Origin of the sequence: Flavobacterium coralii (assembly GCF_019891545.1) — a bacterium.
Classification (GTDB): domain Bacteria; phylum Bacteroidota; class Bacteroidia; order Flavobacteriales; family Flavobacteriaceae; genus Flavobacterium; species Flavobacterium coralii.
Map to the genome: position 1 here is coordinate 214,431 of NZ_JAHDIU010000004.1, position 17,962 is coordinate 232,392.

The 17,962-nt window shown below is 42.0% G+C and carries 16 protein-coding genes; 12 read left to right on the forward strand and 4 right to left on the reverse strand.

The features are described from left to right. Positions 1-17: 17 nt before the first annotated feature. Together fbaA and accD are read left to right on the forward strand one after the other, a co-directional pair. Complete coding sequence (gene fbaA / locus KJK34_RS08415; RefSeq protein ID WP_223053418.1) at positions 18-1,085, forward strand: class II fructose-bisphosphate aldolase; 1,068 nt, start codon at positions 18-20, stop codon at positions 1,083-1,085. A 66-nt stretch (positions 1,086-1,151) separates the two neighbouring features. Then, positions 1,152-2,006 carry an acetyl-CoA carboxylase, carboxyltransferase subunit beta gene (accD, locus tag KJK34_RS08420; protein WP_223053419.1) on the forward strand — a complete coding sequence of 285 codons (855 nt, stop codon included), beginning with the start codon at positions 1,152-1,154 and terminating at the stop codon, positions 2,004-2,006. A 158-nt stretch (positions 2,007-2,164) separates the two neighbouring features. Here the strand turns inward: accD and KJK34_RS08425 are convergent, their stop codons facing one another. Together KJK34_RS08425 and KJK34_RS08430 are read right to left on the reverse strand one after the other, a co-directional pair. After that, a complete protein-coding gene (locus KJK34_RS08425; RefSeq protein WP_223053420.1) occupies positions 2,165-2,452 on the reverse strand; it encodes a hypothetical protein in 288 nt (95 codons plus the stop codon). Positions 2,453-2,511: 59 nt separating this feature from the next. Beyond that, the gene (locus KJK34_RS08430) at positions 2,512-3,762 is read right to left on the reverse strand and encodes an ABC transporter permease (protein WP_223053421.1); all 1,251 of its coding nucleotides are present in this window, start codon (positions 3,760-3,762) and stop codon (positions 2,512-2,514) included. A gap of 157 nt (positions 3,763-3,919) precedes the next feature. Here KJK34_RS08430 and purH point away from each other — a divergent pair, with 157 nt between their 5' ends. The 6 genes from purH to rodA are packed head-to-tail and all read left to right on the forward strand — an operon-like array spanning position 3,920 to position 11,001. Further along, entirely contained in the window at positions 3,920-5,446 is a 1,527-nt protein-coding gene (gene purH, locus KJK34_RS08435; RefSeq protein ID WP_223053422.1) for a bifunctional phosphoribosylaminoimidazolecarboxamide formyltransferase/IMP cyclohydrolase, read from the forward strand. Between the two features lie 53 nt (positions 5,447-5,499). After that, a complete protein-coding gene (locus KJK34_RS08440) occupies positions 5,500-6,528 on the forward strand; it encodes a rod shape-determining protein (protein WP_223053423.1) in 1,029 nt (342 codons plus the stop codon). An 11-nt stretch (positions 6,529-6,539) separates the two neighbouring features. Further along, positions 6,540-7,367 (forward strand): rod shape-determining protein MreC, encoded by an 828-nt coding sequence (gene mreC, locus KJK34_RS08445; RefSeq protein ID WP_223053424.1) that lies wholly within the window; start codon positions 6,540-6,542, stop codon positions 7,365-7,367. Next, positions 7,360-7,866, forward strand: coding sequence for a rod shape-determining protein MreD (locus KJK34_RS08450; protein WP_223053425.1), 507 nt, complete (start codon positions 7,360-7,362; stop codon positions 7,864-7,866). The genes mreC and KJK34_RS08450 overlap by 8 nt, the downstream gene beginning before the upstream one ends. After that, positions 7,863-9,722 (forward strand): penicillin-binding protein 2, encoded by a 1,860-nt coding sequence (gene mrdA, locus KJK34_RS08455; RefSeq protein ID WP_223053426.1) that lies wholly within the window; start codon positions 7,863-7,865, stop codon positions 9,720-9,722. The genes KJK34_RS08450 and mrdA overlap by 4 nt, the downstream gene beginning before the upstream one ends. Positions 9,723-9,744: 22 nt before the next feature. Continuing rightward, the gene (rodA, locus tag KJK34_RS08460; protein WP_223053427.1) at positions 9,745-11,001 is read left to right on the forward strand and encodes a rod shape-determining protein RodA; all 1,257 of its coding nucleotides are present in this window, start codon (positions 9,745-9,747) and stop codon (positions 10,999-11,001) included. 76 nt (positions 11,002-11,077) lie between these two features. On the opposite strand, the gene KJK34_RS08465 is transcribed toward rodA, so the two are convergent. Beyond that, positions 11,078-12,187 (reverse strand): ABC transporter permease, encoded by a 1,110-nt coding sequence (locus KJK34_RS08465; RefSeq protein WP_223053428.1) that lies wholly within the window; start codon positions 12,185-12,187, stop codon positions 11,078-11,080. 3 nt (positions 12,188-12,190) lie between these two features. After that, positions 12,191-14,437 carry a carboxy terminal-processing peptidase gene (locus tag KJK34_RS08470; RefSeq protein ID WP_223053429.1) on the reverse strand — a complete coding sequence of 749 codons (2,247 nt, stop codon included), beginning with the start codon at positions 14,435-14,437 and terminating at the stop codon, positions 12,191-12,193. A 138-nt stretch (positions 14,438-14,575) separates the two neighbouring features. On the opposite strand from KJK34_RS08470, the gene surE reads away from it, so the two are divergent. The 4 genes from surE to KJK34_RS08490 all read left to right on the forward strand — a co-directional run bounded on the left by surE (position 14,576) and on the right by KJK34_RS08490 (position 17,943). Continuing rightward, entirely contained in the window at positions 14,576-15,355 is a 780-nt protein-coding gene (gene surE / locus KJK34_RS08475) for a 5'/3'-nucleotidase SurE (protein WP_223053592.1), read from the forward strand. A gap of 68 nt (positions 15,356-15,423) precedes the next feature. Continuing rightward, complete coding sequence (locus tag KJK34_RS08480; RefSeq protein ID WP_223053430.1) at positions 15,424-15,906, forward strand: lipocalin-like domain-containing protein; 483 nt, start codon at positions 15,424-15,426, stop codon at positions 15,904-15,906. Between the two features lie 105 nt (positions 15,907-16,011). Next, positions 16,012-17,124 (forward strand): lipid-A-disaccharide synthase, encoded by a 1,113-nt coding sequence (gene lpxB / locus KJK34_RS08485; RefSeq protein ID WP_223053431.1) that lies wholly within the window; start codon positions 16,012-16,014, stop codon positions 17,122-17,124. Positions 17,125-17,193: 69 nt separating this feature from the next. Beyond that, on the forward strand, positions 17,194-17,943 hold the full coding sequence (locus KJK34_RS08490; RefSeq protein ID WP_223053432.1) for a C40 family peptidase: 750 nt from the start codon (positions 17,194-17,196) through the stop codon (positions 17,941-17,943). Positions 17,944-17,962 lie beyond the last annotated feature (19 nt).

Below are 17,962 nucleotides of genomic sequence, written 5' to 3' on the forward strand. Positions count from 1 at the left end.
TCTAAAACTAACAACTAATGGCTCATAATATTAAGCCCGGTGTAGCTACCGGAGACCAGGTACAGGAGATATTTAAATATGCCAAAGAAAAAGGGTTTGCCCTACCTGCGGTAAACGTAACAGGCAGCAGCACCATTAACGGTGTGCTGGAAACTGCGGCAAAACTAAAAGCCCCTGTAATTATACAGTTCTCTAACGGAGGCGCTGCTTTTAATTCCGGTAAAGGCCTTAGCAACGATGGCCAGAAAGCGGCAATACTTGGTGCAGTAGCCGGTGCAAAACACATACATACACTTGCCGAAGCTTATGGCGCTACCGTTATACTGCATACTGACCATTGCGCAAAAAACCTTTTGCCTTGGATAGACGGGCTGCTTGATGCCAGCGAACAACATTATAAAGAACACGGTAAGCCGCTATTCAGTTCGCATATGCTTGACCTTAGCGAAGAGCCGATTGAAGAAAATATAGAAATTTGTAAGGAGTACCTTGAAAGGATGAGCAAAATGGGCATGACCCTTGAAATTGAGCTTGGTATTACAGGTGGTGAAGAAGACGGCGTAGATAACTCTGATGTTGACAGCTCTAAACTATATACACAGCCTGAAGAAGTAGCTTATGCTTATGAAGAGCTTTTAAAAGTTTCTGACAAGATAACCATAGCCGCTGCCTTTGGTAACGTGCATGGTGTTTACAAGCCGGGTAACGTAAAGCTTACCCCGAAAATCCTTAAAAACTCTCAGGAGTATGTACAGCAGAAATTCAATACCGGAGCAAACCCTGTAGATTTTGTTTTCCACGGCGGTTCAGGCTCTACGCTTGAAGAGATAAGGGAAGCCATTTCTTATGGTGTTATCAAGATGAATATTGATACCGACCTGCAGTTTGCCTTTACAGAAGGTATCCGCGACTACATGGGCAGCAAAGCTGATTATCTTAAAACTCAGATTGGTAACCCTGAAGGCGCAGACAGCCCGAATAAAAAGCACTACGACCCGAGGAAATGGATACGCGAAGGCGAACTTACCTTTAACAAAAGGCTTGAACAGGCCTTTGAAGACCTGAATAACGTTAACACCCTATAATGAACTTAAAGCTGCCGGCTGTTGTATTGCAACAGGCGGCAGCTTTTTTATTTAAACTGAAATAATATGGCTTGGTTTAAGAGAACGGAGAAAGGAATACAGACACCAACCGAAGACAAGAAAGATGTACCTAAAGGTTTATGGTACAAATCGCCTACCGGTAAAATTGTGGATGCCGACGAGCTGGCACGTAACTATTACGTAAGCCCCGAAGACGGTTACCACGTGCGGATAGGCAGCAAGGAGTATTTCTCCATTCTTTTTGATGATAACGAATTTACAGAGCTTGATGCAGGCATTACCAGTAAAGACCCGCTTAAGTTTGTTGATACCAAAAAATACAGCGACCGTCTTAAGGAAGTTATGGACAAGACCCGCCTTAAGGATGCCGTGCGTTCAGCAGTAGGTAAATCTAAAGGCAAAGACCTTGTTATTGCCTGTATGGACTTTGCCTTTATTGGTGGTTCTATGGGTGCTGTGGTGGGCGAAAAAATAGCCCGTGCCATAGACTACTCCATCAAGCACAAAATACCGTTCCTGATGATATCTAAGTCAGGTGGCGCAAGGATGATGGAAGCGGCTATGTCATTAATGCAGCTTGCCAAGACTTCTGCTAAGCTGGCACAGCTTGCCGATGCGGGGATACCTTACATATCATTATGTACAGACCCTACAACGGGTGGTACAACAGCATCTTATGCTATGCTTGGCGATATTAACATCAGTGAGCCGGGAGCGCTTATAGGCTTTGCGGGCCCGCGTGTGGTAAAAGATACTACAGGTAAAGACCTGCCGGAAGGTTTCCAGACAGCAGAGTTTGTACTGGAACACGGTTTCCTTGATTTTATCACTCCGCGAAAGGAGTTGAAAGACAAGATTAACCTTTACCTTGACCTTATACAGAACCAACCGATAAGATAAAAAACAAACCCCCAGCTACTGGCTGGGGGTTTAGTTTTTAAATATATTCAGCGTGAAGGACTGTAATCATTTTATTATAGTTATTAACGTCTCATAGAAAGAATTACTTAGCAAAAAAAATAGATCCAACATGAGCAATTTTCAAAACACATAACTTATTATTTGATAAAAGATTTTATTTTCATGTAATTGTAATATAAATCTGAATATTCTTTATCATTTCTAAAAGAGTCTTCGATAAATCTTTCACCTTGGAACCAATACATCTCTTCAGATTTTATACTTCTATTACATACTTCCTTTAACTCAAGTAAACACGCTGCAATTTCTATAGCACATAAATCGTTTCTTGTTACGTTATCAACTTCAACGGTTGATTTTTTAAATTCAACAATTCTCTCCTTAACTTTATCAACCAATAACGTAACCTCAGTTTTATTATTCATTTGGATTAATTTTTAAGTATAGAAATCTTTGTACTGCATCCAACTAAGTTATTAAAAACTTACATTCCACTCCTTATTGCCTCAACAGGATCCAGCTTACTGGCAGAAATAGCAGGTAATATACCCGATATCAAACCAATAAAAGAGGCTAAGCCGGTACCAATAATAATATTGGAGAAGCTGAGTATAAATTCAAATTCCAGTAATTTGGTCAGTACAGCGGCAATACCCCAAACCATAAGCATACCCACAAGGCCGCCTATTACCGATAATATAACCGCCTCAAATAAAAACTGGAACAATATAAAACGGTTCTTGGCACCAAGGGCTTTCTGAATACCAATAAGGTTGGTGCGCTCTTTAACCGAAACAAACATAATATTAGCGATACCAAAACCACCCACCAGTAATGAGAAGCCGCTTATAATCCAGCCGATAACCTTCATCTGTCCTATTATATTGTCTATCAAATCGGTAAACCCGGCAAGTATATCTATAATAAAATTATCAATATCGCCGGCTTTTATACCGCGGTAGCTGCGCAGTTTCTGTATTATTTCGCCCTTTACGGCCTCAGGATCTTCTCCCGATTTTGGTTTTATAACAATTATGGGCGTCATAAAATCATTATGGTCGCCATACATCTGGCGGATAAAATTCACAGGAATAATTACAGAGGTGTCATTACTCGGCCCAAAAGTACTTTCGCCCTGCTTTTTTAATACGCCAATTACTGTAAAGCGCTGCCCGTACATACGGAACTTTTTATTTATAGGGTCGGTATCGCCAAAAAGGGTTTGTGCAATTTCGTAACCAATAACAGCAACCGCGTTACCGGAGTTGCTTTCTGATTCGTTGTAAAACCTGCCCTGTGCTATTTCGAGGCTCTGAATATCTTCAAATTCATACGATACAGGCACTACATTTACATTGCTGGCAATGTTATCTTCATATTTAAGGTTCTCGCTTTTGGTAAATATCTGGAAGGCAAGATGGTCTATAGACTGTACCGCATCTTTAAGGTACTGGTATTCATCATAGCTCACATCGGGGAACTGCTCACGCTTCCACCTCGGTATATCAGAGGGCCCGAATGAAAACCGTTTCAGGTACATGGTGTTTTTATCTACTTTGCTAAGGTCGGCCTTAATTTTCCTGTCAAGGGAATCTACCGCTGCCAGCACGGCAATGATAGAAAAGATACCAATGGTAACCCCCAGTAACGAAAGGAATGTGCGCAATTTATTATTGGTTAGCGCACTAAGGGCAAAAGAAAGGCTTTCTTTTAGCAAACGCAGGTATAAAAGCATAGCTGTTTATTTGTGTTGATGTAAAATTCAATATTTTTTTTGCAAAAACCTAAAACATCAAATAATAAAATAAAAAACCTGAAATTATGGTGCCTGTGGCTTTGAATGTTAAGCCTTCATTAACTACTTTTGCAGCTTCTAAACACAACACAACAAAATGAGCACACTTAAAACCATTTCTTCGGCATTAATCTCGGTTTTTGATAAGGAAGGCCTTGAGCCGATTGTACGCAAATTGCACGAACATAATGTTACTATTTACTCAACCGGAGGTACCGAGACTTTTATTAAAGAGCTTGGCATACCTGTTGTGGCGGTAGAAGATGTAACCTCTTACCCTTCTATACTTGGCGGACGTGTAAAAACGCTTCATCCTAAGGTATTTGGTGGCATACTTAACCGCCAGGATAACGAAAGCGATGTGCAGCAAATGCAGGAATACAACATTCCACAGATCGATTTGGTTATTGTAGATTTATATCCTTTTGAAAAAACGGTGGCATCGGGCGCACCTGAAGCTGATATCATCGAAAAAATTGACATAGGCGGTATTTCACTTATCCGTGCGGCTGCCAAGAATTTTAAAGATACTGTTATAGTAGCCTCGGTAGAAGATTACAGCCTTTTCCTTGAAACCATTACTAAAAATAACTGCGCCACAACTACAGAGGAGCGCAGGCATTTTGCCACTAAGGCTTTCCACGTGTCATCTAATTACGATACGGCTATTTTTAACTATTTTAATACTGACGATACTTATTTTAAGGCAAGTGTTGCTAACGGGCAAACGCTTCGTTATGGCGAAAACCCGCACCAAAAGGGGTTCTTCTTCGGTAATTTTGATGAGATGTTCACCAAAATGCACGGCAAGGAGCTTTCTTACAACAATCTTTTAGATGTAGATGCTGCCGTAAACCTGATGCAGGAATTTAAAGATGATGAGCCAACATTTGCCATATTAAAGCACAACAATGCCTGTGGGCTGGCCACAAGGCCAACCGTAAAAGAGGCGTACCTTGATGCACTTGCCGGCGACCCTACTTCTGCTTTTGGCGGGGTGCTTATCAGCAATACAGCTATAGACAAAGACGCAGCCGAAGAAATAAACAAGCTTTTCTGCGAGGTGGTAATAGCACCGGGCTTTAGCAGCGAGGCAGAAGAAATACTGAAAGAAAAGAAAAACAGGATATTACTGGTGCAGCATGAAACTACGCTACCTGAAAAACAGGTGCGCACCTGCCTTAACGGTTTACTGGTTCAGGATAAAGACAATATTACAGACAATAAAGAGCACCTGCAAACCGTTACGGTAACATCACCTACAAACGACGAAGTGGAAGACCTGCTTTTTGCAAGCAAAATATGCAAACACACCAAGTCGAATACTATAGTTTTCGCGAAGAATAAACAACTTTGTGCATCGGGCACGGGGCAAACCTCGCGTGTAGATGCATTAAGGCAGGCAGTAGAAAAAGCCAATTCGTTTAATTTTGATCTTAACGGCGCCGTTATGGCAAGTGATGCTTTCTTTCCGTTCCCGGATTGTGTGGAGCTGGCAAAAGAGGCAGGAATTACAGCTGTAATACAGCCGGGAGGCTCTATAAAAGACGAACTGAGCATAAACTACTGCAATGAAAATAATGTGGCAATGGTATTTACAGGTACCCGCCATTTTAAACATTAATTTTATTATTTTTGTAGGCTAAATTTTTTATAATATATAAACCCTGAACACGTATGGGATTTTTTGATTTCATGACCGAGGACATTGCCATTGACCTTGGTACCGCAAATACCCTCATCATACATAATGACAAAGTAGTTATAGACAGCCCCTCTATAGTAGCCCGCGACCGCGTTAGCGGCAAAATCATCGCGGTGGGTAAAGAGGCTAACATGATGCAGGGCAAAACCCATGAGAACATAAAAACCATACGCCCGCTTAAAGACGGGGTTATTGCCGACTTTGATGCGTCTGAAAAAATGATAAGCATGTTCATTAAGAGCATACCTGCATTAAAGAAGAAGCTGTTTACCCCTGCCCTGCGCATGGTTATCTGCATACCATCGGGCATTACCGAGGTAGAGATGCGTGCGGTTAAAGAGAGTGCCGAGCGTGTAAACGGTAAAGAGGTTTACCTGATACACGAGCCAATGGCAGCGGCAATAGGTATCGGGGTAGATATTATGCAGCCAAAAGGTAACATGATTGTAGATATTGGCGGTGGTACTACCGAGATTGCTGTAATAGCGCTGGGCGGTATCGTGTGCGATAAGTCGGTTAAAATTGCCGGAGACGTATTTACTAATGATATTGTTTACTATATGCGTACCCAGCACAACCTTTTTGTGGGTGAGAGTACTGCAGAGAAAATAAAAATACAGATTGGCGCCGCGCTGGAAGACCTTGATTCTCCGCCGGAGGAAATGTCGGTACAGGGGCGTGACCTTTTAACAGGTAAGCCAAAACAGGTTGATGTTTCGTACCGTGAAATTGCAAAAGCGCTGGACAAATCGATACAGCGAATTGAAGATGCGGTAATGGAAACCCTGAGCCAGACCCCGCCGGAACTTGCAGCCGATATATACAACACCGGGATATACCTTGCAGGGGGCGGCTCAATGCTGAGGGGGCTTGACAAAAGGATATCGCAAAAAACCGACCTCCCTGTTTACATTGCCGAAGACCCGCTAAGGGCCGTTGTAAGAGGAACAGGAATGGCACTAAAAAACCTACAGAAATTCAGGAGCATACTCATAAAATAAAGAAATAGCAGATGCAGCAAATATTAAATTTTATATTTAAAAACAGTATTCTGATACTGTTTTTGCTGCTTTTGGGGATATCGTTAACGCTCACCATACAATCGCATTCCTACCACCGCAGCAGGGCTATATCATCGGCTAATGCCGTTAGCGGCTATGTTTACGAACAAGTAAACAAGGTAGAGGAATATTTCAGCCTTAAAGACCAGAATGAAAAACTTGCAGAAGAAAACGCAAGGTTAAAAAAACTGCTTTTCAATACACAGGATACTGCTAACGTGCCCCCGGTAGAAATACCCGATGCTATGGGTAATTTTGAGGTGATACAAAGCAAGGTTATAGCCAATTCTTATAACGTACACGAAAACTACCTTACTATCAACAGTGGTTCTGCGGATGGTGTAAAACCGGATATGGGTGTAGTTAGCAGTCAGGGTGTTGTAGGTATTGTAGAAAATGTTTCTAAAAACTATGCTACAGTAATCAGCGTGCTTAACCTGAAGTTTAAGCTGGCTGCCAAGCTTAAGAAAAACAACCATTACGGCTTTTTGGTTTGGGATGGCGAAAATGCCGGCTTTGCACAACTAACAGATGTACCGCGACTTGCAGCAGTAAATAAAGGCGATACTGTTGTTACCGGAGGCCGCTCTGTTATATTTCCCGAAGATGTGCCAATTGGTGTTATAGACAAAGTTTTTATAAACGAGAAAACGAACTATTATTTTCTTAACGTAAGGCTGTTTAATGACATGACAAGCCTTGGGCACGTATATATAATTGCCAACAAAGACCGTGACGAAATTATAGAGCTGGAAGAAACCACCACACAAGATGAGTAGTACCGTAATAATAAACATAGCACGCTTTATTATACTACTGCTTATGCAGGTAGTGGTTTTTAACCGTATAGACCTGTTCGGGCTGGCAGACCCATACCCATATATCTTATTCATTATATTATACCCTGTAAACGGTAACCGTGCCCTGCTGCTGGTTTCATCATTCCTGCTTGGTTTGTTTATAGATATGTTTACCAATTCTGGTGGGGTGCATGCCGCCGCTTCATTAGTACTGGCTTATGTAAGGCCCTCAATCTTTAAATTTTCGTTCGGGCTCAGTTACGAATACCAGACTATCAAGATTAATGAAAAACTATCGCCCGAAAGGTTTTCTTTTATACTCATTTCTGTTGTAATACATCATTTAATTTTATACCTTTTGGAAGTATTCAGGCTTAGCTTTTTACTGGACAGCCTTTTAAGGATGTTTATTGCAACCCTGTTTACGCTTACTCTCTGCATTATAATAATCTACTTAATTAAGCCGGGCAAACAATGAGAAAAATCTTACTGCCAGCTCTTATAATTGCTGCCGCACTCCTGATAGTAGCAAGGCTGTTCTATTTACAGGTACTTGATGATTCCTACATTAAAAAATCAGAGAATAATGCCATTAAAATTAAGTATGAGTACCCGGAGCGGGGCTATATATACGACCGTAATGGTAAACTTTTAGTTGCCAACCAGCCGTCTTACGACATTATGGTGACACCCAATGAAATGGAAAAAGACCTCGACACTATGGAGGTTTGCCGCCTTCTTAATGTAACCAAAGGATATTTTTTAGAAAGGGTAGAAAAAGCAAAAGTTTATAGTCCGCGCCTCCCCTCGGTTTTCCTTTCGCAACTCAGCAAAAAAGATTTTGCTGCCTTTCAGGAAAAGATAAGGCGCTTTAAAGGTTTTGATATTGTTAAGCGTTCACTAAGGGATTACCAGGTAAATGCCGCTGCAAATGTATTTGGCTACATAGGGCAGGTTGGCGAAGCTACTATTGCGAAGAATCCGTATTACAAAAGCGGCGACCTTATTGGCCGCCAGGGTGTAGAGCAGGTATATGAAGATGTACTTCGCGGCGTTAAAGGCGTGCAGTATATACAAAAAGACCGTTTTAACCGCGAAATAGGTTCTTTTAAAGATGGTATTTATGATACATTAGCCGTTAAGGGACGTGATATTACACTCACGCTTGATATTGAACTCCAAAAGTACGGCGAAGCACTGATGTTTGAAAAGCGCGGTGGCATAGTAGCCTTAGAGCCAAAATCAGGTGAAATACTCGCACTTGTTACCGCCCCTACTTATGACCCCGCCCTGCTTGTAGGGCGTGACCGTTCTAAGAACTACAGGATGCTGGAGAATGACACTATTGGTATGCCGCTATTTGACAGGGGCCTCCTTGCCGAATATCCTCCGGGCTCACCTTTTAAAATCCTGACGGGGCTTATTGGGTTACAGGAAGAAGTTATCAACGAAAATTCAGCCTTTACCTGCCATCACGGTTTCAGCTACGGGCGCGGTGCGTTTATGCGCTGCCACGACAGTGGTACCAACAGGCTGCATGAGGGCATCTATAAATCGTGCAACACCTATTTTGCCAATACGTTTAAGCTTACTATTGATAAATACACAAAACCTGAATATGGTGTAAATGCCTGGAGCAGCCACCTGAAGAGTTTCGGGTTGGGCGACTTTTTGGGGTACGACCTGCCACCTGGCCGTAAAGGGCTTATCCCAACTTCTAAATTTTATAAAAGATTTTACCCTAACGGCGGATGGCGCAGCTCTACCATTATATCAAATTCGATTGGCCAGGGTGAAGTATTGATGACACCTATACAGCTTGCCAACATGATGGCTACTGTTGCCAATCAGGGGTATTACTATACGCCCCACATTATTAAAAAAATACAGGATGGCAAGATAGACCCTAAGTTTACCGGTAAGCATTACACTTCTATAGACAAACAGTATTTTCAGCCGGTTATAGATGGGCTTTATGATGTGTATAACTTAGGTACTGCACGCGGGCTGGGTGTGCCCGATATAGAAATTTGCGGTAAGACCGGTACTGCAGAGAATTTTGCCAAGATAAACGGTGTGCGAACACAGCTTACCGACCACTCTATTTTTGTGGCTTTTGCACCGCGCCATGACCCTAAAATTGCCATTGCCGTTTTTGTGGAAAATGGTTATTGGGGCGCACGTTGGGCAGGGCCTATAGCCACGCTGATGATAGAAAAATACCTGAAGGGAACAATTACCCGCAAAGACCTTGAAACAAAAATGCTTACAAAAGGGCTTAAGCAGGAATATGAAAAAGTAATAAGCGGGCAGCCGTTCAGGATCAATCAATAATACTAAAAGAGGCTAATCTTGCATGAAAAACCAGAGTGTAAGCAATAACATAGACTGGCTGACCGTACTGCTGTATAGTATACTGGTGGTTATGGGCTGGATGACTATATACTCTGCCTCGCTGCCTACAGAGACAACCTCTATATTCGACCTGAGCCAGATATACGGTAAGCAGTTACTTTTTATACTCGTAACCATACCGCTTATTTTTGTGGTACTCACTGTAGATGCCAAGATCTATGAAAAGTATGCCCTCATCTTCTACGGCGCTTCAATAGTGCTTTTAGCGGGGCTTTTTGTTTTTGGTAAAACCATTAAGGGCCAAACCAACTGGTATTCTTTCGGGAGCTTTGGTTTGCAGCCATCGGAATTTGCCAAGATAGCTACTGCCCTTGTGCTTGCTAAATTTTTAAGTGACGTGCAGATAAGCCTTAAAAACACACAGCACCAGCTTATTGCCTTTGGCATAATAGCACTGCCGGTAATGCTTATTATGATGCAGCCGGATGCGGGTAGTGCCATGATTTTTGCGGCTTTAATTTTAGCACTTTATCGCGATGGGCTGCCATCGTGGTATTTATGGACGGGTGTTATAGCCATAGTGCTTTTCTTTGCTTCATTGTTTCTGCGACTGCCGTTTATATTGCTAATAGTGTTAGGGGTTATGCTGATACATTATTTTTTAAGCAGGAGGGCGCACCGAAACCCGATACTATACACGCTTTTGTTTATCGCGATAGCAGGGTTTACCTATTCAACCGGGTTTGTATATGATAACGTACTGGAACCCCACCAGAAAGACAGGATAGATGTACTTTTTGGCGAAGAAGTTAACCAGCAGGCAGAAGGTTATAACCTCAACCAGTCGCTTATTGCCATTGGGTCAGGTGGGTGGACAGGAAAAGGTTATCTTGAAGGGACACAGACAAAAGGCGGATTTGTACCGGAACAGCACACAGACTATATTTTTACCACTGTGGGGGAAGAATGGGGTTTTTCCGGAGCTATTTTGGTTATCGGTATTTTTGTTACATTGTTCATCAGGATAATATACCTTGCAGAACGCCAAAAATCAAGCTTTAGCAGGACGTATGGCTATTGTGTGGCCTCCATCCTGTTTATGCACTTTTTCGTGAATATAGCCATGCTTATACGGCTTTTCCCTACAATAGGAGTACCGCTGCCTTTCTTTTCATATGGTGGCTCGAGCCTTTTTGCTTTTACCATCCTGCTATTTATCTTTATAAAGCTTGATGCCAATAAGGTTAATGAGTGGTAGAAAGCTAAATCAGAAAGCTACTAAAGACGCGTCTATAGAGAACTCTGAATTAAAATTATAGCCTTTCAAAAACCTATTATTTCGCTTTTACATCCAATGCATCACGCAGGGCATTACCCACCATCATAAAGGCCAGTACCAGCAACAACATGGCAATACCGGGTGCAAGTGCCAAATAGGGCTTGCCTAAAATAATATAATTGTAGTGGTCTTTAATCATGCCGCCCCAACTCGGCACAGGCGGCTGTGCGCCAAGCCCCAAAAAGCTAAGGCCGCTTTCTACAAGTATGGCAGACGCGAAGTTAGCAGCCGAAATAACAATTACAGGCGCCATACTGTTAGGCAGTATATGGCTAAAGATGATCCGCGCGTCGCGGTAGCCTAATGCCCTTGCAGCCGTTACAAACTGCATTTGTTTAATGCCCATAACCTGCCCGCGCACCACGCGGGCAACCTCTACCCACATGGTTAGCCCAACTGCTATAAACACCTGCCAAAAACCTTTGCCCAGTGCAAGGGTAATGGCAATTACCAATAACAGTGTGGGTATAGACCAGATTATATTTACCAACCACATTACAAAAGCATCTGTTTTACCGCCAAAATAACCGGCTATAGCGCCAAAAAAGATACCAACCACAAGCGATATAAATACTGCCACAAACCCTATGGCTATAGAAACCCGTGAGCCTACTATCAGCCTGCTGAGCAAGTCCCTGCCCTGGCTGTCGGTACCTAATATAAATTTTTGTTTCTGAATATATTCTTTTTCTACAGCCTGAGCAGTCATGCCGTTATTGTATGCAGAAAGTGCTACAGATTTAGTTACTGCCAATGAAGGCTCATCGGCATACTCGGTATAGGTAAGGCTATCAGCTGAGAGTTTATAATCAAGTACGGGCACTTTAGGCACTGCATAAGGCCTGCCGGTAAAATAATGTGTCCAGCTTTTATCATAATTAGTTGCAGCAGGCAGGGTTATCATAGTAACTGTAAAACCGGGTGACTTACTGCTGATAGACAGGTCGCCCCAGTTGGCATTCTTTGTTTTGTCAGGCGCCAGCACATAGGCAAACAAGGCAACAAAAACCATTAATGCGATAAACCAGAAACTTAAAACGCCCCAAAAGTTTTTTTTAAACTTTTGGAGCGCCAGTCCGGTAAGAGATTTTCCGGTTTTATCCATTAATTATCTGGTTTTAACCACCTTTTCTTTTTTGCCAATAGTAATGGCATTTTTGTTCGATTTGCTGCTCTGCATGTCTTCCAGCACATTTAAAGCTTCCTCTACATAAATATCTTTTGAAAGGCTCTCGAACCATGCTTCTTTTTTCTCGGCAAGCTCAGGGTCTTTATCCATTATTTTTTTGTCCTGCGGTAACGGTTCAAAAGTAAGCCCGCTCTTATAATCGTTAAGCGCATTAAACTTCTTAGTTATGGCTTCGTTCTTAGCCAGATCGGCTTTAAACTTTTCTATATTCAGGTCAAAAGTATAATCGTCTTTCTGCTCGCTCACCCATTTGGCGTTTTCATCCATCAGCCTGAACTGCGGGCTGTTTTCCATCCTTTTCTTGCTGCGGGCAATAATAGGATCAAAATCATTTTTAAAGATGTTATATGTCGCCGGGTTAATTTTATCCCATGGCATGGCATTATCAATATCACGCTCACCCATATCAAGGTACGAATACCTGTCGGCCATTACAACATCGCTCATTACACCTTCGCGCTGCGTAGAGCCACCATTAATCCTGTAAAATTTCTGGGTGGTGGTTTTAAGCGCACCAAGGTCGCCAAAAGTGCTGCTGCGCACAAACTGGTTAAGGTCTATTACATTCTGCACAGTACCCTTACCATAAGTATGCTTGCTACCCATTACAACACCACGGTTATAATCCTGTATTGCCGCTGCAAAAATTTCTGATGCAGATGCAGAGAAGTTGTTAACCAACACTACAAGAGGGCCATCCCACTGCACTTTAGGGTCGTTATCACTAAGCACTTCTACTTTACCGCTTGGCCTGCCGTCGTCAGAGCGCGAGCGCACCTGCACTACAGGGCCTTTTTCTATAAATAATCCTGTAATATCAACAACAGTCTTTAGCGAGCCGCCACCGTTATTACGAAGGTCCATAATAATACCTTCAACCCCCTGCTCTTTCAGCCTTTGCACTTCTATGGCAACATCTTTAGCGGCATCACGGCTGTCTTTATTTTCAAAGTCGATATAAAACTGCGGCAGGTTAATTATACCATACAACTTCCCGTCTTTTTTAACAACACTTGATTTAGCATAGGTTTCCTCAATCTCTACCAGGTCGCGCACTATAGAAATCACATCTATTGTACCATCAACCTTTTTAACCGTAAGGCGTACTTCTGTGCCTTTAGGGCCTTTAATTTTTTTAACCACATCATCAAGGCGCATACCTGCAATATCCACAGGTTCTTCACTGCCCTGGGCTACTTTCATAATCAGGTCGCCCTGCTCAAGTTCTTTGCCTCTCCATGCCGGGCCGCCGGGAATCAGTTCTGATATTTCTACATAATCGCTTTTCTTTTGCAGCCTTGCACCAATACCTTCAAGTGAACCCCTCATGCGGGTGTCAAATTTTTCTTTGTCTTCAGGCGCAAAATAAAATGTATGTGGGTCAAAGCGCTCTACAATTGCATTGATGTATATGGTAAACCATTCTTCACGCTTCAGGTCATCTATAAAATCAAAATACTCGTTTAGTGATTTCAGAGTAGATTCGCGCGCTTCTTTTTCAAGTTCAGCAAAAGATTTTTTAGTTCCGTCAGCTTTTTTATCAGCAGGCTTCTTAGCGTTGCCGGCATCATCTATCTTATTTAACTCTTTGTTGGCGTCAGCCGGTGCATCCTGCACTTTTTGCTTATCTGTAACTGTAGAAAGTACCGATAACTTTAGCTGCTTTTCCCAGCGTTTTCTTAGTTCAGCATCATTTTTAGGGTATGGCTGGTGCTCATAATCTACATTAAACTGCTCGTTAGCGGTAAAATCAAACGGCTTGGCAAGTATATCTTTATAAAAACCTTCAGCCTCATCAATCCTTTCCATCAGCCTTTGGTAGGTCAGGTCGAAGAATGATAGGTCTTTGTTCAGTATCATATCATCAAGCTGCGTCTCATATTTAGAAAACTCGTCTATATCAGCTTGGGTAAAAAAGCGCTTAGAAGGGTCTATGCTCTCCAGGTAGCTTTTATAAACACCTTTACTAAACTCATCATTTATATCAGCAGGGTCATAATGCCCTTTTTCAATTACAAATGTTATCAGCTCAATCAGGAGCTTGTCTTTTTCGGGGTCGTTAGCCTGTTGCTGTTTCGGGATAAAACTCCACAATGCCACTGCAAGCACAGCAACAATCATCAATATCTTATAGTTTCTTTTCATATATCGGATAATAGCATTCATTAATAATAAATTTATATAAAAAATTGTGCCAAAAAATCACTCACTAAAACTCCGCCGGCATTTTACAGTAATGGCTACAGTATAAATTTACGTATTTTAGCAAACGTAAAAGTACAATTCTTATTTTGAAAATACTACCTGATGAAGAAAAAACCCCTTATACTGGTAACAAATGATGATGGTATATCTGCACCGGGCATACGTGCCCTGATAAGCGTTATGAAGACCATTGGTGACGTGGTGGTTGTAGCTCCCGACAGCCCGCAGTCAGCTACCGGGCACGCCATCACCATAAACAACACGCTGTTCATTAACAAAGTGAATATAGACCCTGATGTTGAGCAGGAATACAGTTGCTCCGGTACGCCGGTTGACAGTGTAAAATTTGCCGTGCACGAGATACTGAAACGCAAGCCCGACCTGTGCGTTTCGGGTGTTAACCACGGCTCAAATTCATCTATCAATGTTATCTATTCAGGCACGCTGAGTGCCGCTGTAGAAGCAGGGATTGAAGGCATACCCGCCATAGGCTTCTCTTTACTGGATTATGAATGGAATGCCGATTTTGAACCTACAAAATCTTTTATAAGGAAAATAGCGCTTCAGGTATTGGAGAACGGGCTGCCGGATGGTGTGATACTGAATGTGAATTTCCCTAAACTGAAAGAGAAAGAAATTAAAGGTATAAAAGTGTGCAGACAGGCAAAAGCAATATGGGAAGAGCGGTTCGACAAACGCACGAACCCGCAGGGGCGCGATTACTACTGGCTTACCGGAGAGTTTGTAACACTTGAAGATGGTAACGATACTGACGAATGGGCACTGGCAAATGGTTATGTCTCTCTTGTACCGGTGCAGTTTGACCTGACTGCCTATCATGCCATGCAGCAATTGAATACCTGGAAACTCAACCCATAGCGGCTAAATGTTAAATATTTGGCTTTCAACTAATTTAATATATCTTTGCCCGAAATTAAAAAATAATTATGAAGAAGTTTTTTATGCTTGCCGCAGTAGCAATTATGGCTATGTCGTGCTCAGATGATGATAATTCATCTACAAACAACAATCAAACCAGCCTTGTGGGTACATGGAAGTTAACAGCATTAACTACCGATGAGCCGCTTGACATAAATGGTGATGATGTTGAATCTACCGACTTTATTGCCGAGACAGAATGTTTCGACGAAACCCAGCTTGTGTTTAACAGCAACAATACAGCTGTAATGACACTTAACTATTACTTTTTTGGTTGTTATGAAGCTTCTGCTCCTGCTGACTGGTCCCTCAGCGGAAACACTGTTACCTTTACATATGACATGGGTGATGGCGAAGAAGAAATGACAGGAACAGTATCAGGCAACACACTTTCTATATATGACGAAAGGTGGTATGAGGTTGAAGTTGAAGTTGATGGCCAGGTGCAAACTACAAGCATACCTGCTACACTTGTTTTTACAAAACAATAATTTCTGCAAATAGATATAGTTTAGGCAGCCTGTGTTAGCACAGGCTGTTTTTTTATATAGTACCCTCAATAAATTAATGTTATTTTTGAAGTGTAAATTAAGCACATGAAATATTACATTATAGCAGGCGAAGCATCGGGCGACCTGCACGGCAGTAACCTGATGAAGGAGATATACAGGATTGACTCTAATGCGGAAATCCGCTTTTGGGGTGGAGACCTTATGCAGAATATTGGCGGCACCCTTGTTAAACATTACCGTGACCTGGCTTTTATGGGCTTTGCAGAAGTAGTACAAAACCTGCGCACTATTTTAGGGAATATAAAATTCTGCAAAAAAGACATACTGAGCTTTAAGCCTGATGTAATATTGTTTATAGACTATCCCGGTTTTAATATGCGCATTGCCAAGTGGGCAAGGCTGCAGGGTTTTAAAACCCATTATTATATATCGCCGCAAATATGGGCATGGAAAGAAAACCGCATAAAAGCTATTAAGCGCGATGTGGATAAAATGTATATCATCCTGCCGTTTGAGAAAGACTTTTATGAAACGAAACATCAATTCCCTGTTGAGTTTGTTGGGCACCCGCTGATTGATGCCATACAAAACCGCCAGGCTACGGATACTGAAGCCTTTAAAAAAGAATTTAGTTTAGACAGCAGGCCTGTAATTGCGCTCCTGCCCGGCAGCCGCAAGCAGGAAATCAGTAAAATGCTGAGTGTGATGCTCTCTGTAACCGATAGCTTTCCTGATTACCAGTTTGTAATTGCCGGCGCGCCCAGCCAGGAATATGATTTTTACAAACAGTTCCTGAACAACAAAAATATCCATTTTATAAGTAACCGCACTTATGATTTGCTGAGTGTTGCCCATGCCGCACTTGTTACATCGGGTACCGCAACACTAGAAACAGCTCTTTTTAAAGTACCGGAGGTGGTATGCTATAAAGGCAGTTGGGTGTCTTACCAGATTGCAAAGCGTATCATCACGCTTAAATACATCTCATTAGTTAACCTCATCATGGATCGAGAAGTGGTTAAAGAGCTTATTCAGGATGAATTTAACACCAAAAACCTGAAAGCGGAGCTGCAAAAAATACTTAACCCTGCACATCGTGAAAAGCTGCTGAAAGATTATGATTTACTGGAAGAAAAGCTGGGTGGCGCCGGCGCAAGTGCTACAACGGCAGGCCTCATTTTCAAACATTTAACATAGTTTGTTAATTTCAACACAAAAATTATTTATATTTGCAAAAACCCGTGTTGAATTTGAAAAGATAAAGTTTTGAAGAAACTCCTGCCCCTATCCCTGTTTTTCCTGATGATGGTATCATTCACAACATCAGCACAAATTGTAACCTCAAAAAAAGAGGCACAGAAAAAAGGAATATACTCTTATTCTGAAAAGGAAAATAGCACCGATAATGCTGTAGCAGTTGCTACAGAAAAACCTTCAAAACCTACACAAGGCCCCGCACAGCCTGTAATTACTACTACAAATAACGATAATGTTGCAGAAGCTGCACCTGAAGTACAGCAAGACGCAGTAACAGAAAAAAAGGAGAAGAAGAAAAAGAAAAGGGTAACGGAGAGCCAAAGGCCGGATCCGGATTACATTCCTGCACCTTATGAAAACTACCTCGCCATGCAGATTGTAAACAACGCAATGGAATTTGAAGGTGTTAACTACAGGTCGGGCGGTACTACAAAAGACGGGATGGACTGCAGCGGTATGGTTTACACCACCTTCAATATTTTTGATATCTCATTACCAAGAAGTTCGTATGAAATGGCAAAGGCAGGCAGAAAGATAGACCTTAGCGATGTACGCAAGGGCGATCTGCTTTTCTTTGACAACAACCCGAGGAGGAAACGCATTAACCACGTTGGCCTTGTAACCGAAGTTACCGAAGATGGCGAGATAAAATTCATACACGCTACATTACAGCTCGGCGTTGTGGTATCTTCTATGAGCGAAACGTATTATGATAAGACTTTCGTTCAGGCAAACCGCGTTATTGAAGACGATTTTTAATCAGGACTGATAAAAACGC